Origin of the sequence: Streptomyces sp. NPDC005263 (assembly GCF_042872365.1) — a bacterium.
GTDB lineage: Bacteria > Actinomycetota > Actinomycetes > Streptomycetales > Streptomycetaceae > Streptomyces.
The window spans coordinates 436,809-461,724 of record NZ_JBIAKJ010000006.1 but is presented as its reverse complement, the minus strand read 5'-3'; the positions used below and the strand labels follow the sequence as shown (position 1 = coordinate 461,724).

The window sequence follows — 24,916 nt, the reverse complement described above, 5'->3', positions numbered from 1 at the left end:
CTTCCGCGGCCGTCGGCCGGAGCCCACGGCCGGACCCGCCGTCGTACCCGCTGCCGGTGAATGCATCCGGGCGCCCCCGGAGCCTCCCGCTCGCTGAGCTTGACACGTCCACGGGACCGTGGGGTACTGCGCATGGGGAAGCAGGGCGGACGTCACGGGGGTGAGTCTCCTGCCGGAGCTGCGTTATCTCACGGTTGCCGAACTGGTCGCGTCCGCACGTGCGTTGGCCGCTCATCGGCCCGGCGTGTGTGTCCTGAGACAGGTCGGCGTGTCACGGGCAGGCAGGCCCCTGCACCTGCTGTCCGTGGGCCACGCCCGACGTGCAGTCCTGGTGGTCGCGGGCGCCCACTCCAACGAGCCGACCGGCGCCCGCACCCTCCTGACGGTCGCCGAACGGGTGCTGCGTGAACGGGAGTTGAGAGACGACACGTCCTGGCACTTTCTGCTGTGCGCGGACCCCGACGGGGCGAGCCTGCATGTCACTCCGGCGCCCCGCAGCCTGTTCGAGTACCACCTCGGTTTCTACCGGCCCGCGGGACCGGAGCAGCCGGAGTGGTCGCCGTCCCTGCTGCCGTCGGACCGGCTGCCGCCGGAGACGCGCGCCCTGACGGCCGTCATCGACGAGCTGCGGCCCTACCTCCAGGTGTCCCTCCACGGCACCGATGTGGGCGGCAGCTGGGTGCAGTTGACGAAGGAGGTGCCCGGCCTCGCCGAGCCGTTCGCCAGGTCCGCGGCGCGGGCGCACATCCCGGTGGAGACCGGCGCCTCGGACGCGGCGGGCTGGCCGGCCTCCGGACGGGGTGTGCATGTGATGCCTGCTCCGGGTGCGGGGGCCGCGTACCCGAGCATGCCGGACGACGCACGTCGGTGCACCTGGTACCACGTGCACCGGTACGGCGGCCTGACCGCGGTGGTCGAGGTGCCGATGTGGGCGAGCGACCTGGTGGACGACCCGGCGCCGCACCCGGCGCCGGCGGTGGCGATGCGCCGGCTGGCGGACCGGCTGCTGCGGGACACCTCGGAGCTGGAGCGGGTGCTCGCCGACGCGCGGCCTCGGCTGACGGCTCTGGGCGGCCCGCTGCTGCGGGCCGCGGACTGGGGGCTGGAGCTGGTGCCGGGACTGGCCGCGGACTGGACGCACACGCCGCCCGCCGACGGCACGCGGGCGTACGTCGGCAGTGTGGACGCGTTCGCGCGCCGGTTGCCGTTGCGGGCGGCGGCGATGCTGCTGCGGGTCCTGCGGGAGACCGACGACCCGGTGGCACCGCGCCTCGAACAGCTCGTGGCGGCCTGGAGCGATGCCTTCACGGAACGTTTCCTGGCCCGCTGGGTGCCCTTGGCGCACCAGGTGGAGCACCAGTCCCGCACGGTGGTGGAGGTGGCGCTGCACGCGCGGGAGAGAGCGGCGTGAGGGCGGCGTGAGGGCAGGGTGACAGGACGCCGCCGAACGGCCGCGGCACGCGCGGGCGGGGTCACCGACCGGTCACCCCACCCGCGCGTGCGCCCTGGTCACGGCGGGGCTGTCAGTTGTCCAGCGCGAAGACCGCTCCGGTCCGCGCCTTCATCATGCACGCGTTGCTGAAGGTCTCCGCGTAGGCGACCGGGCGTCCGTTCCACTGCCCGCGCGCGTGTGCGGTCACCGGTGCGTGGACCATCGTGCAGTAGGTGTCGGTGGCCGGGAGGGCGTCGATGTCGCCGTCGGTCGTCTCCAGTTGCGCGCAGGCCTCGGCGGCCCGCTGGTGACCGCGGGGCGGGTCGCACATCAGCAGGGTGCCGCGCGATTCCCTGGAGCGGGCGTCGCCCGAGGTGACGGAGACGTAGAGCCAGTTGCCCGGGGCGGTTTCCTGGGGGGCGGCCTGCGCCGGGGTCACGAGGGTGAGCAGAAGGACGGCCGCGGCGGGCAGGCCGCCCCGGAGCGCTTTCGCTGTGGTGGTGTATGTCATTCCCGATGCATCGGCACGGCGGCCTGCGATCCCCACCCCGGCTCACCCGAACGGGAACAGGCGGGCGCGTACCGCCCGGCGAGTTCGCAGGCGGCGAGCACCACCCGGGACTGGTACTCCACCTGGCGGGCGACCGGGATCCAGCGTGCGCCGCAGCCGTCGCGGTAGTCGGCGCACCACTCGTCGATCAGGCGGTCCAGGCCGGGCAGCACCCAGGCGGGTCCGGCACCGGCCCGGGTCACGAGCTGGTGCAGCAGCCCCGCCGTCCGCAGGGCCAGGCGTCGCCCGGCGATGCGCAGTGCGGCCAGATGGGCGGCGCTCAGGTTCGGCAGCGGGCGGACGCCGTCGGGGACGTCGGGGTCCCACGCGTCGGCGAGGCCGGGGCAGACCAGCAGGTAGTCCTCGACCGGGGCGAGCAGCCGGGCCGCGTCCGGGACGGTCGAGACCTGGGGGCGGATCCGGGCGAGGAGCAGCTCCAGGAGTCGCGCGTCGTGCCGCAGGGCGTGACTGACGGTCCGCAGCACGCCGACCCGGTCCGGTGACGGGCCGGCGACCTCCACGGCGGCCACGCCCCACATGGGTGCCTCGACGACGGCGGTCACCGTGCCGTGCCGGTGCGGGTGGTACCAGGTCGACTCGACGGCGGCCTCGGTGATGGCCGCGGCCAGGTCGCCCGGCCTCGGTGGCGGTATCCGGTACACGGCCGGCCCCAGGCGTGGCCAGTACAGGGTGTCGTACGGGCCGAGTTCGCGCGGTATGCCGAGCAGGGTCGCGGTGTGGGCGACGTGCTGGGCGAGGCCGGGCAGGTCGCGGGTGAGCTCGACGAAGCCGCCGCCCACGTCGACGCCGTGCAGCGAGCACTGGAAGAAGGGCCGCAGTTCGTCCTGGAGGTCGAGCAGGGCGCGAGTCTCCGGCAGGGCCGCGGCGGCCGCGCCGTCGGGCAGCCATTCGGGCTGTTCCAGGAAGCCGGGCCGGAAGAAGTTCCGGAAGTAGCGGCCGAGGGTGTAGGGGCCATGCAGCCAGTTCTCGTTGCGGCGCAGACCGTCCGGGTCGAGGCAGAGCAGCAGGTTCCAGGTGACGTCGGCGCCCGAGGTGAGGGCCGGGTCGGCCAGGGCCCGCTCGGCCAGCCGCAGGACGGTCGCGCCGCCCACGGGTTCGTTGGCGTGCGGACCGGCGACGGCGAGGGCCTGGCGGCTGCCGTGACCGACGGACAGCAGCCACAGCGGGGTGCCCGCGCGGGAGGTGCCTACTTGGCGCAGTCGGGCTTCTTCGGGGTGGCGGGCGACCAGCGCGGCAGCCCGGGCGCCGAGTTCGTCGACGGTCGGGTAGCGGAGGAGGGGCGGCAGGGCACACCTCCACAATGCGGGGCCGACGTTTCACCTGGTGTGCATGGTGTACGCACAGTCAGTCACGTGTTGACGGGTACGTCAACACCGTGAAGGGCAAAGGGAATTGAGCCGACACCACACGTAAAGCACAGGCCAGAGCTAAGGGTCGACTCAGCTAACAGCGACGGCTCGGCGGACAGCGGCGGTCCGGCTCGGCTCGGCCAGGAGCCCGGGTCCGTTCAGTCGACCGAGAGCCGGAACGCCATCCGGCCGAACCCGACCTGGTCGCCCGGGCGGACCACGGCCGCGCCGATGACCCGTCGCCCGTTCACCGTCGTGCCGTTGGTGGAGCCGAGGTCCCGCACCACCCACATGCCGCCCTGCCTGCTGAGTTCGGCGTGCACCCGGGAGACCGTCTCGTGGGTCAGCCTGAGGCCGTTGGCGGGGTCGCGGCCGATGCGTAACGGGTGGCCGGCGCCGGGGTGCGGCAGCAGCAGCTTGGGGAGCCGCTCGGCCTGCCAGGCCCTGCGCAGCCGTACCGTGAAGCCGGAGACCGCCTCGACGGTGCCGAACACCAGGCGGGAGACGCGGCTCTCCCGGGGCAGATCGGCGGTGAGCACGGCGAGTTCGTCCAACCGGCGGGCGGCGAGCGCGAGTTCCATGCGGTGGATGAACGTGTCGTGCGAGAGCCGGCCCATGGCGACGCCGTCACGGAGCACCTTCAACGCCTTGTCGCGCTCCGCGTCGGACAGTCGCGCGGGGAACGTGTTGAACTCGAAGGACGACGTCACCCTCGTGATTGTCGGGCAGCCGGAGCCGGGTGTCCAGAAAACCCGCGAACGGCCGGTCCGCGTGCGTGAGCGGCGGCACCTGCCGCGACACCTGCCGCAAAGGGGAGGATTGTCCGGCGTACTGATCGCGTTTGAAGCACCATGGACGGGCTAGATCACCGGTGAACAGACGAAGGGGGACCGTCCGTGCAGTTCGAGGTGTGGGCACCACAGGCCACTCGTGTGACGCTCCAGTGCGACGGCGCCACGAGCGCGTTGGAGCGCGATCCGGAACGCCCTGGCTGGTGGGTGGGACAGGCGCCGGCGCAGGACGGCACGCGGTACGGGTTCGCCCTGGACGACGGTCCGGTGCTGCCGGACCCGCGGTCACGCAGGCAGCCGGACGGCCCGGACGGGCTGAGCGCTGTCGTCGATCACGAGCGGTACGCGTGGCGCGCCCAGTGGGCCGGACGGGCGCTGCCGGGCGCGGTTCTGTACGAGCTGCACGTGGGCACGTACACCCGCGAGGGCACCCTGGACGCGGCCGCGGAGCGCCTTGAGCATCTTGTCGAACTGGGCGTCACCCACGTCGAGTTGATGCCGCTGTGCCCCTTCCCGGGGGTGCACGGCTGGGGGTACGAGGGCGTCTCGCTGTGGGCGGTGCACGAGCCGTACGGCGGCCCCGAGGCGCTGAAACGCTTCGTCGACCGGGCCCATGAGCTCGGCCTGGGCGTCATCCTCGACGTGGTGCACAACCATCTCGGCCCCTCGGGCAACTACCTCCCGCGGTTCGGCCCGTACTTCACGGACACCCATCACACGCCCTGGGGTTCCGCGGTCAACCTGGACGCGCCCGGATCGGACGAGGTGCGCGCGTATCTGCTGGACAGCGCGCTGTCCTGGCTGCGGGACTACCGGCTCGACGGGCTGCGCCTCGACGCGGTGCACGCACTGGTGGACACCCGTGCCCAGCACTTCCTGGAGGAGCTGTCGACGGAGGTGGACGCGCTCGCCGTCGAGGTGGGCCGGCCGTTGTTCCTGATCGCCGAGTCGGACCTGAACGACCCGCGGCTGGTCACCCCGCGCGCGGCGGGCGGCCTCGGACTGCACGCCCAGTGGAACGACGACTTCCACCACGCCCTGCACGCCGCGCTGACCGGCGAGTCCCAGGGCTACTACGCCGACTTCGGCCGCGCCCCTCTCCGGGCGATCGCCAAGACGCTCAGCGGGGGTTACTTCCACGACGGCACGTACTCCAGCTTCCGGGGCCGGCACCACGGGCGCCCGCTGGACCGCTCACGGGTGGCGGCGCACCGGCTCCTCGGTTACAGCCAGACCCACGACCAGGTCGGCAACCGCGCCCAGGGCGACCGGCTGTCGGCCACCCTCTCCCCCGGCCTGCTGGCCTGCGCGGCCGCGCTGGTGCTCACCGCGCCCTTCACACCGATGCTGTTCATGGGCGAGGAGTGGGCGGCGGGCACCCCCTGGCAGTTCTTCACCGACCACACCGACCCCGAGCTCGCCGAGGCCGTACGGCGGGGCAGGCGCCGGGAGTTCGCCGCGCACGGCTGGGCCGAGGAGGACGTCCCCGACCCGCAGGACCCGGCGACCCGCGACCGCTCCTGCCTCGACTGGTCCGAACCCGACCGTGAGCCCCACGCGCGCGTGCTGGCCTGGTACCGGAGCCTGCTCGCGCTGCGGCACGAGCAGGCGGACCTCACCGACCCGGACCTCGCCGACACCAAGGTGGCGTACGACGAGCAGGAACGCTGGCTGGCCTTCCGGCGCGGGGACGTCCGGGTGGCCGTGAACCTGTCCAAGGAGGCGGCCACCATCCCCCTCGGCCCTCGCCCCGCACGCGTCCTGGCCGCCTGGGAGCCCGTGCAGGCGCCGGGCGCGGCCGGGATGCTGCATGTGCCCGGGGAGTCGTGCGTGGTGCTGTTGCAGGAATGACCGACCGGTCCATCGACAGGTGCACCGACGGGTGCGGGGCGCGGTCGCGGGCGTGACCCAGCCCCGCAGTTGCACGGTCGCGGGCGTGGTCTCGGCGGGGCCCCGCTCCCGCGCCCTACGGCTGGGTGCCGTCGCTCTCCTCGTCGCGCAGTTCGGTGACGCGTTCCAGCAGGATCGCCTCCCAGGCGCGCCGCAGCCGGGTTCTGAGCAGCGGCAGGGAGCGGTCGTCCCGGCCCTCCAGACGGGCGTCGAGGTGGATGACGGTGTCGCAGCGGGCGAGCCACAGGCCGCGCAGACAGGGGCGGGCGCCGTAGCCGGCGAGGGTGGCCGCGCGAACGGCGGCCGGGGAGCCGACGGCGAGCGCGAGACCCGCGATGTCCTCGGCGGGGTCACCGACGACCGCGCCGGTCCAGTCGAGGACGCCGCGCACCCTGCCGTCCGCGCTGACCACGAGGTGCTCGCCCCGGAGGTCGTGGTGGACGAGGACGGCGCTGCCCGGCTGCGCGGCGAGCTGGACCGCGGCCGTCGGCGCGAGCTGGTGCAGGCGCGCGGGGTCGAACTCGTCCGCCGCGGCGAGGCGTTCGGCGGCCTTCCCGGCTGCCCTCCGCAGGGCCTCCAGGGAGCGTGGGGCGGTGCGCGGCACCCCGAGCGCCTCGGCCTGCCGGACCGGCACCTCGCGCAACCCGGTGAGCAGTCCGGCCAGATCGGCCTCGCCGACGGCGGACACGTCGTGCTCCTCCCCCGAACCGCCGGGCACCATGGTGTCCAGGGTGTAGGTGAGCCCGGGTGCCCACTCGCCCTGCGCCACGCTCATCGGCACCGCGACCGGCAGGTGGGGGCGCACCAGGTCCCGCAGGCGCAGTTCACGACGCCGGCGGGCGGCGGCCTCCCGGTCCGGGTCGAGGCGCAGCACATGGCGGGCGCCGACCCACCAGGCGGCGTGTCCGCCGCCCGCGACGACGGGCCGGACCTCGGGCGCGGCGGCGTCCTGGGCGTCGGCCCCGCTGTCAGTGAGCAGGGAACGGACCAGTCGGCGGACGGTGTCCGCGGTGGGTGTCGGTTCCTGGGTCATCGTCGTGCCGCTGTCGGTCGGGGACGTGGGGGCTCCTGCTGCTGTCAGTCGACTATGACCATCTCCCGGCTGGTGGCGTTGAGGCGGCGTCCGCCGTCCTCGGTGACAGTGACGATGTCCTCGATGCGTACCCCGAAACGCCCGGGCAGGTAGACGCCGGGTTCCACGGAGAAGCACATGCCGGGCACCAGGGGCTGCTCCTCGCCCTCGATCATGTACGGCGGCTCGTGCGTGGTGACGCCGATGCCGTGGCCGGTGCGGTGGATGAACCGGTCCCCGTACCCGGCGTCGGCGATGACCGCGCGGGCGGCCCGGTCGACCTCCTGGCAGGCGACGCCGGGCCGTACCGCCCGGAACCCCGCCTCCTGGGCCTCGCGGACCAGGTCGTGCACCCGGCGCTCCTCGTCGGTGGGCTCGCCGACGTGGACCGTGCGGGAGGTGTCGGAGCCATAGCCCGCCTTGAGGCCGCCGAAGTCGAGGACGACCATGTCGCCGCGCTCGACGACGCGGTCGCCGACCTCGTGGTGCGGGTTCGCGCCGTTCGGGCCGGAGGCGACGATGGTGAAGTCGACCTGCTCGTGCCCGTGTTCGCGCAGCAGCCGGGCGAGGTCCGCGGCGATCCGGGACTCTTCGCGGCCGGCGAAGGGAACCTCGCGGATCTCCTCGAACGTGGCGTCCGCGGCGGCTCCGGCGGCCGCCAACAGCTCCAGCTCCGCCGCGTCCTTGACGGCACGCAGCATCGGCAGGGCCTCGGTGAGGGAGGCGTACGAGGTGCCCGGGAGTGTCCTCTGCAGGCCCAGCAGATGCATGGCCCAGGCGTTGTCGCTGATGCCGAAGCGGCCGCTGGTGTCGAGGAGCGCCGCGGTGGCGGCGTAGGGGTCCTCGCCGTCGGTCCAGTCGTGCAGGGTCAGCGCGGGCGCGCCGATGGCTCCGGTGGCGTCCGGGGCCTCCAGGGTGGGGACGACGAGGACGGGGTCCTGGTCGGGGGCGAGGACCAGCAAGGTGAGCCGTTCGGTGGCCGCGGTGGGCGCGTAGCCGGTGAGCCACACCAGGTCCGGTCCCGGCGCCACCAGGAGCCCGGCGAGTCCCGCGTCGCCGGCCGCCCGCGCGGCGCGCCGCATACGAGCCCGGTAGTCGTCGGCGGTGAAGGGCGCGGGCGTGCTGCCGGTCATCCGGTCCTCCCTGGGCGGGTGAAAGGGGCTACGGGCAGCATCCTGCCCGCACTGCCGGGGCCGCGCGAGCCGGTTGTCACGCCTTTCACGCCTTCCTCGTGCTCGGATCGCCGCACACCCTCCACAAACGCGGGGAAACCGCCCGGGGACCGTTCGTACCGGGAGCCGCCGTGCTCATGTGACGACGCCCGGGACGACCGTGAGCCGCTGGTAGCCCCCGCTCCGGTGGCGGACGGTCACGACGACCTCCTTGCCGGGGCGGGCCCGGGTGACGACGTGTGCGAGGTCGGCTGCCGAGTCGACGGGGGTCCGGCCGAACGCGAGCAGCACGTCCCCCCGTACCAGGCCGGCCGCGTAGCCGGGGCCCGGGACGTGCACGCCGACCACCAGGGCGCCCGCCTTCCTGGCGTCCACGGCCTCCAGACCGAGCATCGCACCGCCGGGCGCCGACGCGGGGCCCGCGAGTGCGGAAGGACTCGGGTCCGCCGAGGCGGACGGGCCGGCGTGACCGCCTGCCACGACCTGCGCCGCCTGCCGCTGCAGCTCGCCGAGTCCGCCCTTGCCGATCACCGTGGCGCCGACCCTGCCGAGGCCGGCCCCGGACAGGACCAGGACCGTCCCGACGAACAGGGCGAACAGCAGGGCCCGCAGCCGCCGGCCCCGCCGTCGTGCGGCATGCGGGCGCCGGGCGGGAGCGGACCTGCCGCCGCCGGATTCCCCGCCGGGCATCGGCTTGGGACGCAACGCAGTCTGTTCCATGGATCGCCTCCGGCTGATGCTCTACCCGGGGCGTCGGCGCACCACGAGCCACGAACGAGTGAGACTGGCCGGTGGTCGGGGAGGGGAAGTCATACCCGTCGGCACGCCGCCGCTACGGAGCCGGGGTCAGCCGACCGGCAGCGCCGGTGGTGTGTCCGGGAGGAAACCGTGGGCGCGGCGGGCCAGGTAGTCGGCCTTGTAGCGGTCCACCTGGCGGTGCCAGTTCAGGATGCCGGCGAGCCAGTTCCGCAGGTCGGCCACGTAGTTCGCCATGATCTCGCGGGCCTCGTCCGAGAGGTCGAAGTCCTCGTACACGATGGGCAGTTCGTGCCGGACGACATGTTCGAACTGCTCCATGCGCTGGGTCATCAGGTCGTGGACGACATTGAGGGCGGTCGGGTAGTCGATGCCGAAGAAGTTCTGCACCACGAGGATCGCGTTGTGGATCTCGCCCTCGTACTCGATCTCCTTCTGGTACGAGAACACGTCGTTGACCAGGCACGCGTAGTCGATGGCGGCGTTCTCCAGCGAGCGGACGGGGCCGCTGCGGTAGACCTCCGGCGGGACGGCGGGGCCGTGGCCCATCCGGCACATGCTCAGGGTGAGGTCGGAGCCGAAGGTGGCGCGCCGCATCTCCAGGTAGTCGACCGGGTCGGGGATGCGGTGGTGGAGCTGGTTGGACAGCTCCCAGACCCAGCTCTCCGTCATCACGTTCACCGCACGCTTCAGGGTGCGCCGTTCGTCGGGGGTCATCGCCGCCGTGGTACGGGCCCACAGGTCGGCGAGTCCGCGCTCCATGGCGTTGGCCGGGACGACGGTCTCCTCAGCGTCGACGGGCATGCAGTCCGACAGCCGCTGAGTGGTCAGGCGGGCGGCAGCCAGGTCGCGGCGGTGGCCGAAGACGAGCGGGTAGTAGTCGTCGCCGTAGGTGCCCCAGGCCAGCCAGTGGGAGCTGAGGTCGAGGGCCTCGGGGGTGGCGTCCGGGTCGAGGCCGGCCGAACACAGCGGGAGGTCGGCGGCGGCGAGCTTGTCCTCGTCCCACACGCCCTCCTCCAGGATGCCCATGCGGTGCGCCCACTCGGTGAGCCGGGAGCGGGCCCCGTCCAGATGCGGGCTGAGCTCGACCTGGAAGGGCATGTGGAAGTCGGGCAACCGGGATGGGCCGACCTTCTGGTAGGGCACATGGGTGTGGGCGCGCAGCCGCTCCACGCCGGCCGAGGCGAGCAGCGCGCGGACGTCGGCGGCCGAGGTGCCGGGGCCGGTGAGGCCCTGCCAGGGTTTGCTGGACGTGGCTCGCGCGTTCATGTACCGGCTGGAGCGCAGGTGCCATTCGTGGCCGCCGGACTGCCAGTCCTGCAGTCCCTGGGTGTACTGGGCGACCGCGGCAAGCTCCGGCGGGGTCAGGCCCTGTTCCAGGGCCACGGCGGGCACCTCGGTGAACGCGGTGTGCTCGAACTGGTGCAGACGCGAGGTCAGGATGTCGTTGACGGTGTCGGCGGCCTCCTGGGTGGTGCAGCCGAAGAAGGTCTCCAGGACGAGCACGCCGTTGCTGAGCTCGCCCTCGTCCTCGACCTCCCGCTGGTAGGAGAACAGGTCGTTGCGCAGGTGGACGCCGTCGGAGAAGGTCTCCATCAGGACCCTCAGCGGCCTCGAACCGGCGACGGAGGCGGGGACTTCGGCGGTCGCGTACTCGACGAGGCCGGCGGACCAGGGGGCGCCGCCGACCTTGCGGCGCATCTCGATGTACTCGACCGGGTTGGCGATCCGCCCCTCGTTGATGTTGGACAGCTCCCACAGGGACTCGTTGAGCAGGTGCTCGGTGGCGACGGAGAACCGGCGGCGCCAGTCGGCGGACATCGACGGGACCGTGCGCTTCCACAGGTCGGCGAGGCCCGCCTCGACCGGGTTCTCGGGCTCGGGCATCGGCGTGGACAGGTCCATCGGCATGAACAGCGGCAGCCGGTCCAGGTAGGCCTTGCCGCCGGCCCGGTCCTGGGTGCGCTTGAAGATCTCCAGGAAGTGGTCGTCGAAGAAGAACACCCACACGTACCAGTCGGTGATCAGCGAGAGGGCGGGGCCGTCGCAGTCGGGGTGCGTGTAGGCGCAGAGCAGGCCGTAGTCGTGCGCGTCGAGGTCGGCCTGCTCCCAGATCCCGGAGCCCTCCAGCATGCCCATCTCGCGCGCCCACCCGGTCGAGTGGGCTCGGGCCTCGTCCACGTGCGGGTTCAGCCGCGCGGGATACGGCATGTAGAAGTGCGGGAGTTCGAAGGGCTGCTGCGTCATGGCCGGGCCCTACCCAGGGCCCTTCGACGGCATCCGCACGCCGGGACATGATCACACCATCGCGTGAATCAGGGCGAATTCCACGCGACGGGGCCTGCTCAGTGCCTGGCCTGGATCAGGGCATGGGTACCGCTGGTGCGCCAGCGCTGTCCCTCCGCGGCGACCAGCGCGGCCTCGGTGTCCGGGTCGAGGCCGGTGATCACGTCGGACTTCAGCGTGCGCAGGGCGGCCACCGGGCCGGGGAAACGGGCGGTGACGTCGGCGAAGGGCGTGGTCGCCGGGTGCCGGCGGTCCCCCACCAGGCGGCGGTAGTTCAGGTCGCCCTTGAGGATCGTCAGGTGCGCCGAGGCGAGTTCCGCGCGGAGGTCGTCGGGCATGTCGGCGTACGGCAGCGGGGCGCAGGAGAAGGGGTGCGCGCGGACCGTGAGGCGGCCGTCGGTCATCGCGGACCAGAGCCGCCGCCCGTACGCGGCGGCCTCGCCGGGGGCCCGGGTCAGCCGGCGCAGCGCGTCGACCACGTCGGCTGTGGTGGCGTCGGAGACGTAGTACGGGTACGGCTTGACGTGCAGGACGGCCCGCTGGATCCGCCCGTGGGCGAGGAGGTGGGCGACGAGCAGCAGGTCGGGGATCAGCTCGCGGCCGGCGTTGTCGGCGATCAGGCAGAGAGTGCCCGCGCCCCCTGATCCTCCTGGGCTTCCCGTACCTCCCGTGCCGCCGACGCCTCCCGCCGATGCGAGCAGGGTCCAGAGGGTGTCACTGTCGTCGGCGACCAGGCTGGGCGCGGCGGCCTGGGCCTCGGCTGCGGCGTCCGAGAGGCGGAAGCCGAGGTCGGCCCGGTTGCCCCACAGGGAGCCGTGCAGCAGGGCGGCGGCCTGTTCGCCCGCGGGGCGGCCGGCGAGGTCGTCGAGGGCGGCCAGTTCCTGGTCCGTCTCCCGGGAGTCGAGTTCGGCGAGCTTGAAGGGACGGAAGGGGTCGACGCCCTGCCAGGGGCCGGGCCCGAAGTAGCCGACGGCGTCCAGGAGTCGGCGGTAGAAGTGGCTCTCCGACCACAGCCACGGCACGTCGAACCAGGAACGGCCGACGTGGTCGTCCATGCCCCAGAGCGACCAGAGGTCCCGGTCGTGCGCGTCGGCCGGGAGCGGTTCGATCACGCCCTTGACGCAGCTCGCGAGCAGCGCGTCGAGGGCGTCGTGCTGTTCGGGGCCGTACGGGAAGGCCTCCCGCACCTGCCGGATGATCGCGGGATGCCGCTCGGCGAGCACGCTGTGCGGGAACGAGCCGGGTTCGTCGGCGAGGATCACAGGCGCGGACGGCACAGGACCGGACGGCGGGGTGTCGAACATGCGCCTCACCGTATCGCGAGGATCTCGGCCACCGGCTGAACCTCCCCCGCCCAGCCCCGGGCCCGTCCCTCCTCACATCGTCCTGATCTCCCGCTCCAACTGCGCGATCAGGGTCAGATAGCGCGCTCGCCGGGGCACCGGGACCATGCCGCGGATCATCATGTGCCACATCTCGGCCAGTCTGCGGGGCTGCCGGGTCACGGATTCGAGGGAACTGCCCACGACGCGGGTGCCGACGAAGAAGCAGACCAGCGAGTGGGCGACGGTGTCGACATCGGTCTCCGGATGCAGGTCGGACTCCTTGACCGCGCCCAGGAGTTTGCGGGAACAGAGCTCCAGCCACTCCGTGAAGGGGTGCCGCAGCGGCGGGCGCACCGCCACTCCCCCGGTGGCCAGACGGAGGCCGGCCCGGGGAATCGGGTCCTCGACGGACAGCCGCGCTATGCCGAAGGTGATGCGCATCAGCGACTCGAGCGAGGTGCAGCCCCGGCCGTCCACGTCACTCGCCAGCCGCCGTGAGGCACGGGACTGCAACTCCATGATCGCGTGGGCCAAGTCCTCCTTGGCCGCGAAGTGGAAGTACAGGGCGCCCTTGGTGACTTGGGCGTGCTCGACGATGTCGCTCAGGCTGGTCGACTCATAGCCGTGCTGGTCGAACAGGTCGGCGGCGGCCGTGATGATCGTCGAGCGGGTCTGCTCGGCGCGTAACTGCCTCGGCATCGACGGAACACTCCTGCGGGAAAGAACGGGTCATGCCGTTTGTTTCAGACTCCACTTACACCATAGCTCACCACGCGGCGATGTCGACCGTGCACTCGAAGACCGTCGAATCGCCCTGTCTTCCCACGACTTGTACGGCACTCCCGACCCCGTCCGTCGCCTCGATCCAGGCGGGTTCCTCCAGTTCGGCGTAGCGATCGAAGGCGATCCGGAACGACACCGGCGAACCGGTCCCGCCGGTGTGCGCGCGGACGGCCTGGCGGGCGGCTTCCAGCAGCAGCATCCCGGGGACGTGATCAAGCGGATGATCAAAGAAAACGGGGTGTGCGGTATCTACGCGCAGCTGCCACCGGCCGGGGCGGTCGGCCGGGGCGAGGACCACGTCCGCGGGCAGCGCGCGGCCCACCGTCGCGGGGGGCAGCGGGGGCGGCAGCGGCAGGGGGGCCACGGTCGCGGCGGTACGGCCGCCCCGCAGCCGCCGGTAGACGGGCTCGCTCAAGCAGGTGAACACCACCCGCGTCGCGGTCGCGACCAGCTCCCCGCCGCGCAGCACCTGAGCCGTGTAGCGGGCGCCCACCGGACGGCGGCCGCGGTACTGGACGTCGACGAAGTCGACCTCCACGGTCAGCTCGGCGGGGACCGCTCCCACGGCCAAGTACTGCGGAAACGTGTCCACTTCGAATGTGTGGAGCACGAAGTGATGGTCCATCGGCACGTCGTACTCGGCGTGCGCGATCAGCGTTCCGCTCTGCCGCACCGTCTCCACGACGAGCAGCGGATCGTACGCGGACCGGTCCGCGGACACGTGTAAACCATGTGCGCGCGGCCACTGCGCCGACACGGAGAAACGGTGGTCCGCGGTCCGGTGCCAGCCGGTGAGGAAGGTTTCCGCGACCGCCGCGCGGTGAACGAGTTGACGGGGCACGGTCCCCGTCATGGACGGGGTTTCGGCAAGTTGCCGCGGTTGAGGCATGTCTCTCCCTACGGTCCCCGAGGGCCATGTGCAGACGATGAAACGTCCACGTGGGTGAGCGTCAGAGTACGAGCCGACCGGTTTGTTTTCAATGAGATCGGTCTCCGGCGCCTTATGATCGGGGCCACTGCGGCACACGAATGCGGGCACCGGCCAAGTCGGCGCAGCGGAGGGGCTCTTATGGCACAACAGGAGCGCGCCATCAGGACGCGCAGGGCGATCCTGGAAGCGGCGGGTGCCGTCTTCGACGAACACGGCTACACGACCACCACCATCGCCATGGTGCTGGAGCGGGCCGCCGTCACCAAGGGCGCCCTGTACTTCCACTTCCCGTCCAAGGAATCCCTCGCCCAGGCGGTGCTGGACGAGCAGGTGCCGTTCGGGGCCGTGCCGCCGCAGCCGTGCAAGTTGCAGGAGGTCATAGACATGACCTTCGTGGTCGGCCAACGGCTGCTGAGCAACGCCCTGCTGCGGGGCAGCGTACGGCTGGCGGTTGACCAGGCGACGCCGTCCGGTGTCGATCACGGCGAGCCGTTCCGCCAGTGGGCGCAACGGCTGACCTCGCTGCTGGAACGGGCGCGGACGCAGGGCGAGTTGCTGCCCACGGTGGATCCGCGGGAGACGGTGGAGCTGCTGGTGGGGTCGTTCACCGGCATCCAGCTGATGTCGCGGGCCCTGTCCGACCGGGACGACCTCGGGCACCGGTTGTCGGTGCTGTGGGCGCACGTCCTGCCGAGCATCGCGGTGCCGGGGCTGCTGCTGGCCCTGGACAGCAAGGCCGACCGCGGCGCCCGGGTCCTCGCCTCGCTCGACGCGGCCGCGTCGTGATCCTGCTGACCGGGGCGACCGGTACGGTCGGCGGACTCACCGCCCGGCTGCTGCGCGGCACCGAGCCGGTACGCCTGCTCACCCGGGACCCCGGGCGGGCAGCGGACCTCGCGGGACCGCTCGCCGAGGTGGTGGGCGGGGACTTCGAGGACCTGGCCGGCCTGCGGCGGGCGCTGGCCGGGGTGCGGTCGGCGCTGCTGGTCACCGTGAATCCGCTCAGCCACGCCCATGACGAGAACTTCCTGACGGCGGCCCGCGCGGCGGGAGTCCGTCATGTGGTGAAGCTGACGACCCTGTCGGTCACCGAACCCGAGGCCACCGATCTGGTCACCGAGTGGCACCGGGAGAACGAGCGGCTGCTGCGAACCTCAGGCCTCACCTGGACCCTGTTGCGGCCGCGGGCCTTCATGTCGAACACCCTGGGCTGGGCGCGTGCGATCCGGGAGGACGGCGAGGTGCGCGCCCCGCACGGCGACACGGCGACCGCGGCGGTGGATCCCTCGGACATCGCGGAGGTGGCGGTGCGGGCGCTGACCGACCCGGCGGAGCACGCCGGGCGGACGCACGCGCTCACCGGGCCCGAGGCGGTCAGTCCGGTGCGGCAGACGGAGATTCTCTCCGAGTTGCTCCGACGTCCCCTGGCCTTCGTCGAGTTGACGCAGGATCAGGTGCTCGAGGGGCTGCTGCGACGCTATCCCGCCCCGGTGGCGCGGGCCCTGGCGGAGAGTGCCGCGCGGGGGCGGGCCGGGACGAAGGGGCGGGTGGATCCGACGGTCGCCGACCTCCTGGGCAGGCCCGCGCGCTCCTACCGGGCCTGGGCCGCCGAGCACCTCGCCGCGTTCCGGGCCTGAGGGACGTACGGGCGACGCATGCCCCGGGCACGGCGGAAACGGCGATGGTCGGTGGTGTGCGGGCGCGGCGCGGTGAACGCGCCGGGGCGGTTGTCCGTATGGCACGGGAGCAGACCGCCTTGGCCGGGAGCAGACCGTTCCCGTCCGAGGCACGCCGTTCCCGTTCCTCCCGAGGAGACGATCCGGATGCGCCGGACGACCGCACATCGCACCGCCGCTGTGGCGATGGCCACCGCGAGTCCCCTGTTGCTGGGTGTGTGGGCGGCGGCGCCCGCCGTGGCGCACGGCGCCCCCACGGACCCGAGCAGCAGGGTCTTCGGCTGCTCCCCCGACGGACAGCAGACCGGCACCGCCGCCTGCCGGGCCGCCGTCGCCGCGAACGGGTCGCCCTTCACGGCCTGGGACAACCTGCGGGTCGCGAACGTGAACGGCCGGGACCGGCAGACCATTCCCGACGGGAAGCTGTGCAGCGGCGGGCTGCCCGCCTATCAGGGCCTCGACCTGGCCCGCGCCGACTGGCCGTCCACGCGTCTGACGCCCGGCGCCTCGCTGACCATGCGGTACGCGTCGACGATCCCGCACACCGGCACGTTCAAGCTCTACCTCACCAAGCCCGGCTACGACCCGGCGAAGCCGCTGACCTGGTCGGACCTTCCGGACAAGCCGTTCGCGCAGGTGACGGACCCGGCACTGACCGACGGGGCGTACCGGCTCAGCGCCACACTGCCGTCCGACCGGACCGGTCGGCATGTGCTGTACACGATCTGGCAGAACAGCAGTACGCCGGACACGTACTACTCGTGCTCGGACGTGGAGTTCCCCACCGCGAAGAGCTCAGGCGCCCAGGCCGGCGGAGGGTCGGACTCGGCCACGGACGGCAGCGGTGACAGCAACGCCGTGTCGCCCGCGAAGTCCGCGGCGCCCGCGAAGTCCGCGCCGCAGAGCCCGACGCCGACCGCGCCGACGCCGACCACCGCCGGCCCCGGCGGCAGCGCCGAGGCCGACGCCGCCCCGCAGAGCACTCCGGTGGCCTCCGCCGCCGACTCGGGCTCCGGCCCGTCCACACCGACAGTGGCGGGCGGCGCCGCCGCGGTGCTGTTGCTCACCGGGGGCGCCGCCCTGGCGCTGCGGTTGCGCCGACGCTGAACGCCGGGCGTCGCGACGGGGCGAACGTTGCCTGTTACGGCACTAGTTGACGAACACCGGCGCGGTGCCGTCCGAGACCGGGGCGTACTTCGCGGTGAAGTAGCCGTTGGCGAAGCACAGCGAGGAACCGGACGTCTTGGTGAACTGCTGCTTGGTGAAGGTGATGCTGTTGTCGGCGTTGTCGGCCTTACCGGTCAGGCTGGGCGTCTGGTAGACGCAGTTGATGCTGCCGAGCAGGGTGCGCAGGACGACCGTGGTCTGGACGGCGGAACCGCTCGGCGCGGTGACCGTGACGGTGCCGTCCGAGTTCACGGCGGTCGTATACGGCAGGTTGTTGACCGTGATGCTGGTGACGCCGGTGACGCCGACGACGTTGGCGCTGCAGCTGCTGCTGTCGAAGCTGTGGCCGCTGAGCGACTCGGTGGCCGTGCCGGGGGCGGCCGGGTTGTCGGTGACCTTGGCGGTGAACTGCGACTTCGTGCAGGAGATGCCGCTGGTGCCGGTCGCGCTGGAGTAGAGGGTCGCGGTGGTGCCGGTGGCCAGCGGCGCGGTGAGGACGTCGCCGACGGCGACGGGCGTACCGCCGAGCCCGCCGGTGGTGAGGACCGGGCTGTCGGCCGCGGACGCGGGGACGGCCGCCAGGGTCAGGGCGGCGACGGCTCCGGTGAGGGCGAGGAGGGAACGGGTACGCATGGGGTGCCTCTTTTCTGGGGGGCGGATTCTTCCGCGGTGCGGGTTTGGCTCCCCGTGCAGGGGGACGCGGTTCGGGTCCGCCGTTGCCGGCCCGTGACGCCTTCTCCGTACGTGACGGACCGGCAACGGCAGCCCGACCGGTGACCGGCCGGAGACCCAATGAGGGAGGGACTCCGGACGGGCCGGGTGGGAGGGCGGCCCGGTACGGCCTCAGGGGGGAAGCGACCGTGTGGGTGCCGTGAAGGGTCTGACTCGGGCAGACATGCCCGCGCTGGACAGAACGTCCGGGAAACGGCTGGATCCGGCGCCACGGATCCGGGGGGAGCCACGGAGAGTTCTAGACCTGAGCGTCAGTCAACGTCAAGGGTTTGCAAGGCAGTTAGGCGTTCTGCGAGGCCTTTTTGTCATCCGGGGCAGCAGTTGGATCACAGGTGGCACATAATCGACACCGTTTTCGCACAACTTGCTTGACCCTCGAATGTAACCACGGGTAACTTTCTGGCTGGCTACTGATGCGTAACGAGAACGTCCCTGCATCCACCGGGAGTTGCGGGGAGGCGTGCGCACCGTTCGCTGTCCGCGCCAGGACAACGTGCCAACTGAACCTGAAGCTGAACTGCATTGACTATGCCCACGGGAGCAGCACATGGCCTCGTCCTCGGACGCCACATCGTCCGCCGGTAACACCCCAGAGAACCCGGAAAGCGGTTCCGCCACCGAAGTGTCCGCAGTCCCCGACGGCTCCGCCCGGCGCGGACGGGTGCGGGCGCGGCGGGCCGCGATCATGGCGGTGCCGGCCGCCGCGGTCGCCGCGGGGCTCGCCATCCTGACCGCCGAGGGAGCGCTGGGTGTGCAGTTCGCCATCTCCGGCATGCCCTTCACGGTCACCGCGAAGGAGCTCAACGGCACCGGATTCGAGCAGTTCGGCGGTCTCGACAGCATGGCCGAGGGGAGCCCGAACGCGGGCGACACCGGTGGCCAGGTGCTGGTCGTCACCTCCGCCATCAAGAACGCCACGCTCGACTCGCTGTGCCAGAGCGTCGACCTGGGCGGCACCAACCTGCTCATCAAGGCCGGCAGCGGGTCGCAGAAGGTCAAAGCGAGCGACCTGACCACCGACTCGACCGAGCTGACGGGCAACGCCTCCTTCAACAACATCGAGATCGGCAACGACGCCAGCACGCTCACCAAGGCCGGTGTGAAGGGGCCGATCGGCGTCTTCAGCCAGCAGGCCGACACGGTGCGCATCGCCAACCTGCGGCAGACCAACTACGCCACCACCGCCGGCGTGTTCAAGCTGCCTGGTCTGAAGCTGAGCTTCAGCGACAAGGGCTGCTGATGTCGGGCCGGCCAGGTCAGGACCCGCGCGCCGCCTTCCAGCAGTGGCGGGCCCGCCGTCCGTTCTGGGGCGGGCTGCTGCTCGCCCTGGGCGGAGCGGAGATCCTGCTCACCGAGAAGGCGTCGCTCAAGGTCGTCATGCACATCGGCATGCAGGGCCTGGCCGGTTACCTCCTGCCGGGCCTGATGGTGCTGCTGGGGCTGCTGATCCTCTTCAATCCCGCGCAGCGCCTCTTCTACTCGATCACCGGCATCCTGCTGTCCCTGGGCACCTGGCTCACCTCGAACCTGGGCGGCTTCTTCATCGGCCTGCTGCTGGGGGCGGTGGGCAGCTGCCTCGCCTTCGGATGGCTGCCCGACCAGGCGCCGCGCGTGAGCCGACGGCAACGCCGCAGGACGGCCCGCGAGGCGAAGGCACTCCGGACATCCGACGAACAGGCCGCTCAGAACGAGACGGCGCACGGCGAGACGGCGCACGGCGAGACGGCTGAGCGGCGGGCCGGTCAGCGCCAGACCGTCGAATCCGCCTGAGGCCCGCACCACCCGGCCGTCCGGCGAGCCCATCGGGCATCCGGGCGGCCCGGAGTCATCCGGCACGCATGTTCCACCCCAGGGGCGCTCACCGCCCGGCGGCGGGCGGCTCCGACACCGGCACGTTCACGGACGCCGGAGGCACGGTCGCGTCTGTCACGTTCGACGCCACCGCGGGGCCCGCCTCCGCCTCCGCCGGGGGTGACGCGCTCTCGTCCTTCAGCGCCTTCGCCTCACTCTTGAGGATGCGCATCGACTTGCCCAAGGCCCGCGCCGTGTCCGGCAGTTTCCTCGAGCCGAACAGCACGATGACCACGATGGCCAGGACCAGCAGGTGCCAGGGTTCCAGTCCGTTGCGCAGCATGACAGCCCTCTCACTTTCCCTTGCCCAACAGTTGCTACATTGCGCAACTGTACAACCCAGAGTGAGGCCAGGAGGGCGCCGATGACCGTGAGCAGCCACCGCAGGGCGGCCCCGCCGCGACACCGGCCCGCCGGACGCCGGGAGCGCCGACGTCGGCGCGGCGGCCGGGCCCGGGGCGTGCTCGTGGTCTGTCTCACCCTGCTGGTGCTCACCGGAGCCGGAGCCGGCTGGCTCTACCTGCGGCTCGACGGCAACATCAGCACGTTCGACGCGGGCGGGCTGTCCGACCACCGGCCCGGGTCCGGCTCGTCGAAGGGCGAGAACGTGCTGGTCATCGGCTCGGACGCGCGCACCGGCGGCAACGCCGCCCTCGGTGGCGGCGACAAGAACGACATAGGCCGCTCGGACACGACGTTCCTGCTGCACATATACGCCGACCACCGGCACGCCCTGGCCGTCTCCATCCCCCGCGACACCCTGGTCACCGTCCCGTCGTGCAGACTGCCGAACGGCAGGTGGACGAGCGCACAGACCGACACCATGTTCAACGCGGCCTACTCCGTCGGCCAGACCGCCCAGGGCAACCCCGCCTGCACCCAGAACACGGTCGAGCAGCTCACCGGCCTGCGCGTCGACCACACCGTCGTGGTCGACTTCAAGGGCTTCGCCCGCCTCACCGAGGTGGTGGGCGGGGTACAGGTCTGCCTCCCGCAGGACGTCTACGAGAACGACCTCGACCCCCACCGCACGACCCCCGGCAAGCTGCTGTTCAAGAAGGGGGTGCAGACCGTCTCGGGACAGCGGGCCTTGGACTACGTCCGCATCCGGCACGGCATCGGTGACGGGTCCGACATCGGCCGTATCAAGCGCCAACAGGCCTTCGTGGCGAGCCTGTTGAAGGAGGTGAAGAGCAAGGGCCTGTCCCCGGCCAAGCTGCTGCCGCTGGCCGACGCGGCCACCGAGTCGCTGACCGTCGACCCCGGCCTGGGCTCCGCCGACAAGCTCATCTCGTTCGCGATGTCCCTGAAGGACATCGACCTGCACAACACCAAGTTCGTCACGCTGCCCTGGCGGTACGAGGGTTCACGGGTCGCGATCGTGCAGCCCGACGCCGACGACCTGTGGGCGGCGCTCAAGGCCGACCGCACGATCGACGGCAAGAACGCGGGCGGGAAGCGCCGCGCGTCCGCGGCCCCCTCCCCCACTCCGGCCTCCGTCTCCGTCTCCGGCGACGGCATCGACGTCGCCGTCTACAACGGCACCACTGTGACCGGCCTGGCGGCCCGGGCCGCCGCCGCGCTCACCGCGGACGGCTTCACGGTCACCGGTACGGCGACGGCCTCCGCCCAGGACCACCCGGTCACGGTCGTCGAGTACGGCCCGGGACTCAAGACCCCGGCCCAGACCGTCGCCCGGGCCTTCCCGGGCGCCGCGATCATGCCCGTCACCGGCTCCGGAATCAGTGTCGTCCTGGGCCAGTCCTACGCCGACACCCCCGACGTGAGCGCCTCGCCGACGCCGACCGCCGTGCCCTCGGAGGTCGCGGACGGAGCCCGGTCCGCAGACGACAACCCCTGCTCGAACCTGACCTACGGCTGACGTCTCTAGGGCCACGCCCGGGCCGCGGTCAGCGCGAGGGCGTACAGGCCGAGGACCGCGGCGAGCAGCAGGTAGAAGGTGGCGGGCAGGGCGGTCATGCCGAGCGACGCGCCCAGCGGGCTCGGTGGCAGCAGCAGGCCGGCGACGCCGAGCAGGGCCGCCGCCCACCCGACCGGGCCCCGGCCGCGGCCCTCGGCGACGCCCCGGCCGGTGCGCAGCAGCAGCATCACCAGGGCCTGGGTGAGCAGGTTCTCGGTGAACCAGGCGGAGTGGAACACCGTACGGTCGTCGAGCGCGTCGGGTCCGCGCAGCGCGAGCGCGAGGACGGCGAAGGTGGCGAGGTCGGCGATGGCGTTCAGCGCGCCGAAGCCGGTGATGAACCGGAGGAAGGCGCGTGGGCGCAGCACGGCCGGCCGGCGCAGCGCGGCCGCCCCGGGACGGTCGTGGGCGAAGGCGAGCTGGGCCGCGTCGAAGCACAGGTTCTGCGCGAGGACCTGGGCCGGGAGCATCGGCAGGAAGGGCAGCAGCAGGCCCGCGGCGAGCATCGCGAGGACGTTGCCGACGTTCGAGGAGAGCGTGACGCGCAGATAGGAGGCGATGTTGCCGGCGGCCTGCCGTCCGGCGGTGACCGCGTGCCCGATCGTCTCGAGCCCCTTGTCGGCCAGGACCACGTCGGCGGCCTCCCGGGCCGCGCCCACGGCGTTGCGGGGCGCGATGCCGACGTCCGCGGCGCGCAGGGCGGGCAGGTCGTTGACCCCGTCGCCGAGGAAGCCGACGGTGTGCCCGGCGGCCCGCAGACCGGCGACGACACGGGCCTTGTCGGCGGGGGTGCAGCGGGCCACGACGGTGGTCCTGCCCAGGGCGGTGTCGGACCCGTCGGTGCCGTGCGCGTCGGCCGGTCCGCCGGCCACGCGTACCTCCCCCGGGTCCAGTCCCAGGTCGCGGCAGGCCCGCGCGGCCGTGGCCGGATGGTCGCCGGTGAGGACCGTGAGGGTGACGCCGAGGGCGGTGAGCCGGCGCAGCGCGTCGGCCGCGGCCGGGGCGAGGGCGTCCCGGAAGGTGACGAAGCCCCGGAAGGTCAGGCCGCGTTCGTCGGCCGGCGTGTACCCGCGGGTGCGGGCCGGCCGGTCGGCGGTGGCCACGGCCAGCAGCCGCAGTCCGGCTTGAGCCTCGTGTGCGGCGAACACGCTCAGCCGCTGACGCTCCGCCGCTTCGAGCACGCAGCGTTCCAGTACGTCCTCCGCGGCGCCCTTCACGACCAGGGTGTGGGTGCCGAGGGGGCCGTGGACGACCGCGGTGGCCAGCCGCCGTACCGGATCGAAGGGCACGGCGTCCACGCCGTCCTCCTCCTCGCCGACCGGACCGGCGGCCTCCAGGAGGGCCTCGTCGAGGGCGTCCGGGGCGGGCAGGTCGGCGAGCTGCAGGGTCCACCAGGCGTTGACGGCGGCCCAGCGCAGCACCTCGGGGTCGTCCCGCCCGGCCGGGCCGACGGACCGTTCCACCACCGGACGGTCCTGGGTGAGGGTGCCGGTCTTGTCGACGCACAGCACGTCCATCGCGCCCAGGTCGTGCAGGGCGGGCAGCCGCTTGACGATCACGCCGTGGGTGCGGGCGAGCAGCGCGGCTCCGCGCGCCAGGCAGATCGTGACGATCACGGGGAGCATCTCGGGCGTGAGTCCGACGGCCACCGCGACGGCGAACGGCAGGGTCTCCAGGCCCCGGCCGCGCAGGGCGGCGTTGGCCATCAGGACGAGGGGCGGGGTCAGCAGCATGAACCGGATCAGCACCCAGGAGATGCCGAACACGGACCGGTCGAAGGCGCTCTGCGTCCGCCGGCCGGGCCCCGGGCCGTGCGCGGCCGCCAGCCGGGTCCGCGGGCCGGTGGCGAGGACGACGGCGGTGGCGCTGCCCGTGACCACACCGCTGCCCTGGAAGCACAGGTACGGCGCCGCGAAGGCCCCGTCCGCGCCGCCGCCACTGCCGAGGTGGCCGGTGCCGGCCTCGTCCCCGGCCGTCTTCGCCACCGGCGCCGACTCCCCGGTCAGTGCCGCCTGGTGCACGGTCAGCCCGCGGGTCCGCAGGAGTCGTACGTCCGCGGGGACGAGGTCGCCGGGACCGAGGCGGACCACGTCCCCCGGGACCAGGTCGGCGACCGGTATCTCCCGTGGCGACGGGCCGGGCGGCCCGCCCTCCTCGCGCCGCAGGACGGTGGCCGTGCCGGCGACCAGGGCGCGCAGCGCGGCCATGGAACGGTCGGCGCGGCGCTCGCCGCTCGCCCGCAGCACGCAGCTGACGGCGACCAGCGCCAGGATCACCGTGGCGGTGCCCCAGGAGGCGACGGCCGCCGAGACCAGGCCCAGACAGAGCAGTACGGCGGTGAAGGGGTCGCGCAGCCCGCGCACGAGGCGGCGGGGCCAGGAGGGCGTACGCGGTTCGGGGAGGGTGTTCTCGCCGGTCCGCGCCAGCCGGGCCTGAGCCTCGGTCTCGGTCAGTCCGCGCGGGCCGGTGTCCAGTCGCCGCAGCACCTGCAGGGAGGTGTCCTCGGCGGGCTCGGAGGCCGCGCGCTCAGAGGCCACGGAGGTGGCGCGCCGGGGCGGCGCCGTCGGACAGCCGGCCCACCATCAGCCGCACCACGTCCACGACGGCCGCCTGCTCGTCGGCGTCGACGAAGTACACCTGCCGGCGCCCCTCACGACGGGAGCGGACCAGACCGGCCAGCTTCAGCTTGGTCAGGTGCTGACTGACCGCGGGCAGCGCCCCGCCGACCCGCTCCGCGAGCCCGGTGACGTCGCTCTCGCCCTGGGCGAGCGCCCACACGATGTGCAGCCGGGCGGCCGAGGCGAGCAGTCCGAAGGCCCCGGCGGCCTGCGTGAGCACGTCGGCGGAGGGGTCGTCGAAGCCGTGGTCGGCCGTCGTCATCGTCCTGGTCCTCCTGTCCACCGCCCGCGCTCCCGCCGTGTCCGACGAGCCCCTCGCGTCCGTCACGCCTGTCACGTCCGTCATGTCCGTAGTGCCCGAGGGAAAGTATGCGGGGAAAAGTCGCGGGGGCGGATTCAGTCTAGGGCGCCGGAAACACCGCACTGCGCTCCGGGCGCCGCGCCCTTACCGGCGGGTCGGCGGGATCCGGGCCGGGTGGCCCGCGAGTACACCTCCCAGGGCATGCCGATGCGGCCGCGCACCTTCGCCGAGGCCGCGGAGTTCTTCGCGGGACTGGACCGCGACAGAGATGATCACGATGCGGCACCGACAA

Annotated in this window: 22 protein-coding genes; 8 read left to right on the top strand and 14 right to left on the bottom strand. The window is 72.7% G+C overall.

Features of this window, described 5'->3' with window-relative positions; translation table 11 throughout:
* The first annotated feature begins 160 nt into the window (after positions 1 to 160).
* A complete protein-coding gene (locus ACFYRY_RS27995) occupies positions 161 to 1,411 on the top strand; it encodes a M14 family zinc carboxypeptidase (RefSeq protein ID WP_389151288.1) in 1,251 nt (416 codons plus the stop codon).
* A 112-nt stretch (positions 1,412 to 1,523) separates the two neighbouring features.
* On the opposite strand, the gene ACFYRY_RS27990 is transcribed toward ACFYRY_RS27995, so the two are convergent.
* From ACFYRY_RS27990 to ACFYRY_RS27980, 3 genes are all read right to left on the bottom strand, one after another.
* Entirely contained in the window at positions 1,524 to 1,943 is a 420-nt protein-coding gene (locus ACFYRY_RS27990) for an SSI family serine proteinase inhibitor (protein ID WP_389151285.1), read from the bottom strand.
* Positions 1,940 to 3,304 (bottom strand): M14 family zinc carboxypeptidase, encoded by a 1,365-nt coding sequence (locus tag ACFYRY_RS27985; RefSeq protein WP_389151282.1) that lies wholly within the window; start codon positions 3,302 to 3,304, stop codon positions 1,940 to 1,942. Before ACFYRY_RS27985 ends, ACFYRY_RS27990 begins: the two co-directional genes overlap by 4 nt.
* Positions 3,305 to 3,510: 206 nt before the next feature.
* Entirely contained in the window at positions 3,511 to 4,062 is a 552-nt protein-coding gene (locus tag ACFYRY_RS27980) for an FHA domain-containing protein (protein WP_389151280.1), read from the bottom strand.
* 186 nt (positions 4,063 to 4,248) lie between these two features.
* Here ACFYRY_RS27980 and treZ point away from each other — a divergent pair, with 186 nt between their 5' ends.
* Complete coding sequence (gene treZ, locus ACFYRY_RS27975) at positions 4,249 to 5,994, top strand: malto-oligosyltrehalose trehalohydrolase (protein WP_389151277.1); 1,746 nt, start codon at positions 4,249 to 4,251, stop codon at positions 5,992 to 5,994.
* A gap of 115 nt (positions 5,995 to 6,109) precedes the next feature.
* Here treZ and ACFYRY_RS27970 read toward each other — a convergent pair whose 3' ends face one another.
* The 7 genes from ACFYRY_RS27970 to ACFYRY_RS27940 all read right to left on the bottom strand — a co-directional run bounded on the left by ACFYRY_RS27970 (position 6,110) and on the right by ACFYRY_RS27940 (position 14,280).
* Positions 6,110 to 7,066 (bottom strand): aminoglycoside phosphotransferase family protein, encoded by a 957-nt coding sequence (locus tag ACFYRY_RS27970; protein ID WP_389151274.1) that lies wholly within the window; start codon positions 7,064 to 7,066, stop codon positions 6,110 to 6,112.
* A 44-nt stretch (positions 7,067 to 7,110) separates the two neighbouring features.
* A complete protein-coding gene (locus tag ACFYRY_RS27965) occupies positions 7,111 to 8,238 on the bottom strand; it encodes an aminopeptidase P family protein (RefSeq protein ID WP_389151271.1) in 1,128 nt (375 codons plus the stop codon).
* Between the two features lie 174 nt (positions 8,239 to 8,412).
* Positions 8,413 to 8,997 carry a PDZ domain-containing protein gene (locus ACFYRY_RS27960; RefSeq protein ID WP_389151269.1) on the bottom strand — a complete coding sequence of 195 codons (585 nt, stop codon included), beginning with the start codon at positions 8,995 to 8,997 and terminating at the stop codon, positions 8,413 to 8,415.
* A gap of 126 nt (positions 8,998 to 9,123) precedes the next feature.
* Entirely contained in the window at positions 9,124 to 11,280 is a 2,157-nt protein-coding gene (cyc2, locus tag ACFYRY_RS27955; protein WP_389151267.1) for a germacradienol/geosmin synthase Cyc2, read from the bottom strand.
* 98 nt (positions 11,281 to 11,378) lie between these two features.
* Positions 11,379 to 12,623 carry a damage-control phosphatase ARMT1 family protein gene (locus ACFYRY_RS27950; protein WP_389151265.1) on the bottom strand — a complete coding sequence of 415 codons (1,245 nt, stop codon included), beginning with the start codon at positions 12,621 to 12,623 and terminating at the stop codon, positions 11,379 to 11,381.
* 72 nt (positions 12,624 to 12,695) lie between these two features.
* Complete coding sequence (locus tag ACFYRY_RS27945; RefSeq protein WP_389151262.1) at positions 12,696 to 13,343, bottom strand: ScbR family autoregulator-binding transcription factor; 648 nt, start codon at positions 13,341 to 13,343, stop codon at positions 12,696 to 12,698.
* Between the two features lie 67 nt (positions 13,344 to 13,410).
* A complete protein-coding gene (locus ACFYRY_RS27940) occupies positions 13,411 to 14,280 on the bottom strand; it encodes a ScbA/BarX family gamma-butyrolactone biosynthesis protein (protein WP_389151259.1) in 870 nt (289 codons plus the stop codon).
* 216 nt (positions 14,281 to 14,496) lie between these two features.
* Between ACFYRY_RS27940 and ACFYRY_RS27935 the strand changes: the two genes are divergently transcribed.
* The 3 genes from ACFYRY_RS27935 (at position 14,497) to ACFYRY_RS27925 (ending at position 17,141) form a co-directional block, all read left to right on the top strand.
* Entirely contained in the window at positions 14,497 to 15,144 is a 648-nt protein-coding gene (locus tag ACFYRY_RS27935) for a ScbR family autoregulator-binding transcription factor (protein ID WP_389151256.1), read from the top strand.
* Positions 15,141 to 15,995, top strand: a complete 855-nt coding sequence (locus ACFYRY_RS27930) for an NAD(P)H-binding protein (protein ID WP_389151253.1) — start codon at positions 15,141 to 15,143, stop codon at positions 15,993 to 15,995. Before ACFYRY_RS27935 ends, ACFYRY_RS27930 begins: the two co-directional genes overlap by 4 nt.
* A 186-nt stretch (positions 15,996 to 16,181) precedes the next feature.
* Positions 16,182 to 17,141, top strand: coding sequence for a lytic polysaccharide monooxygenase (locus ACFYRY_RS27925; protein WP_389151250.1), 960 nt, complete (start codon positions 16,182 to 16,184; stop codon positions 17,139 to 17,141).
* A 42-nt stretch (positions 17,142 to 17,183) separates the two neighbouring features.
* On the opposite strand, the gene ACFYRY_RS27920 is transcribed toward ACFYRY_RS27925, so the two are convergent.
* Entirely contained in the window at positions 17,184 to 17,834 is a 651-nt protein-coding gene (locus ACFYRY_RS27920) for a Tat pathway signal sequence domain protein (protein WP_389151247.1), read from the bottom strand.
* 646 nt (positions 17,835 to 18,480) lie between these two features.
* Here ACFYRY_RS27920 and ACFYRY_RS27915 point away from each other — a divergent pair.
* Entirely contained in the window at positions 18,481 to 19,173 is a 693-nt protein-coding gene (locus tag ACFYRY_RS27915; RefSeq protein WP_389151245.1) for a DUF6230 family protein, read from the top strand.
* Positions 19,173 to 19,703 carry a DUF6114 domain-containing protein gene (locus tag ACFYRY_RS27910; RefSeq protein WP_389151242.1) on the top strand — a complete coding sequence of 177 codons (531 nt, stop codon included), beginning with the start codon at positions 19,173 to 19,175 and terminating at the stop codon, positions 19,701 to 19,703. The genes ACFYRY_RS27915 and ACFYRY_RS27910 overlap by 1 nt, the downstream gene beginning before the upstream one ends.
* 88 nt (positions 19,704 to 19,791) lie before the next feature.
* Here ACFYRY_RS27910 and tatA read toward each other — a convergent pair whose 3' ends face one another.
* Positions 19,792 to 20,067, bottom strand: coding sequence for a Sec-independent protein translocase subunit TatA (gene tatA, locus ACFYRY_RS27905; protein ID WP_389151239.1), 276 nt, complete (start codon positions 20,065 to 20,067; stop codon positions 19,792 to 19,794).
* An 81-nt stretch (positions 20,068 to 20,148) separates the two neighbouring features.
* Here tatA and ACFYRY_RS27900 point away from each other — a divergent pair, with 81 nt between their 5' ends.
* Positions 20,149 to 21,666 (top strand): LCP family protein, encoded by a 1,518-nt coding sequence (locus ACFYRY_RS27900; RefSeq protein WP_389151236.1) that lies wholly within the window; start codon positions 20,149 to 20,151, stop codon positions 21,664 to 21,666.
* A 5-nt stretch (positions 21,667 to 21,671) separates the two neighbouring features.
* Here ACFYRY_RS27900 and mgtA read toward each other — a convergent pair whose 3' ends face one another.
* Both mgtA and ACFYRY_RS27890 read right to left on the bottom strand, forming a co-directional pair.
* Positions 21,672 to 24,242 (bottom strand): magnesium-translocating P-type ATPase, encoded by a 2,571-nt coding sequence (gene mgtA, locus ACFYRY_RS27895; protein WP_389151233.1) that lies wholly within the window; start codon positions 24,240 to 24,242, stop codon positions 21,672 to 21,674.
* On the bottom strand, positions 24,232 to 24,585 hold the full coding sequence (locus ACFYRY_RS27890; protein ID WP_389151230.1) for an ArsR/SmtB family transcription factor: 354 nt from the start codon (positions 24,583 to 24,585) through the stop codon (positions 24,232 to 24,234). The genes mgtA and ACFYRY_RS27890 overlap by 11 nt, the downstream gene beginning before the upstream one ends.
* Positions 24,586 to 24,916: the final 331 nt, after the last annotated feature.

Bases quoted from the DNA above. Each gene is read 5' to 3' on its own strand.
- ACFYRY_RS27920 (WP_389151247.1), bottom strand. From the start codon at position 17,834: ATGCGTACCCGTTCCCTCCTCGCCCTCACCGGAGCCGTCGCCGCCCTG.
- ACFYRY_RS27965 (WP_389151271.1), bottom strand. From the start codon at position 8,238: ATGACCGGCAGCACGCCCGCGCCCTTCACCGCCGACGACTACCGGGCT.
- ACFYRY_RS27915 (WP_389151245.1), top strand. From the start codon at position 18,481: ATGGCCTCGTCCTCGGACGCCACATCGTCCGCCGGTAACACCCCAGAG.
- ACFYRY_RS27900 (WP_389151236.1), top strand. From the start codon at position 20,149: ATGACCGTGAGCAGCCACCGCAGGGCGGCCCCGCCGCGACACCGGCCC.
- ACFYRY_RS27970 (WP_389151274.1), bottom strand. From the start codon at position 7,066: ATGACCCAGGAACCGACACCCACCGCGGACACCGTCCGCCGACTGGTC.
- ACFYRY_RS27945 (WP_389151262.1), bottom strand. From the start codon at position 13,343: ATGCCGAGGCAGTTACGCGCCGAGCAGACCCGCTCGACGATCATCACG.
- ACFYRY_RS27960 (WP_389151269.1), bottom strand. From the start codon at position 8,997: ATGGAACAGACTGCGTTGCGTCCCAAGCCGATGCCCGGCGGGGAATCC.
- ACFYRY_RS27990 (WP_389151285.1), bottom strand. From the start codon at position 1,943: ATGACATACACCACCACAGCGAAAGCGCTCCGGGGCGGCCTGCCCGCC.
- ACFYRY_RS27950 (WP_389151265.1), bottom strand. From the start codon at position 12,623: ATGTTCGACACCCCGCCGTCCGGTCCTGTGCCGTCCGCGCCTGTGATC.
- ACFYRY_RS27940 (WP_389151259.1), bottom strand. From the start codon at position 14,280: ATGACGGGGACCGTGCCCCGTCAACTCGTTCACCGCGCGGCGGTCGCG.
- cyc2 (WP_389151267.1), bottom strand. From the start codon at position 11,280: ATGACGCAGCAGCCCTTCGAACTCCCGCACTTCTACATGCCGTATCCC.
- ACFYRY_RS27935 (WP_389151256.1), top strand. From the start codon at position 14,497: ATGGCACAACAGGAGCGCGCCATCAGGACGCGCAGGGCGATCCTGGAA.
- tatA (WP_389151239.1), bottom strand. From the start codon at position 20,067: ATGCTGCGCAACGGACTGGAACCCTGGCACCTGCTGGTCCTGGCCATC.
- ACFYRY_RS27925 (WP_389151250.1), top strand. From the start codon at position 16,182: ATGCGCCGGACGACCGCACATCGCACCGCCGCTGTGGCGATGGCCACC.
- ACFYRY_RS27890 (WP_389151230.1), bottom strand. From the start codon at position 24,585: ATGACGACGGCCGACCACGGCTTCGACGACCCCTCCGCCGACGTGCTC.
- ACFYRY_RS27910 (WP_389151242.1), top strand. From the start codon at position 19,173: ATGTCGGGCCGGCCAGGTCAGGACCCGCGCGCCGCCTTCCAGCAGTGG.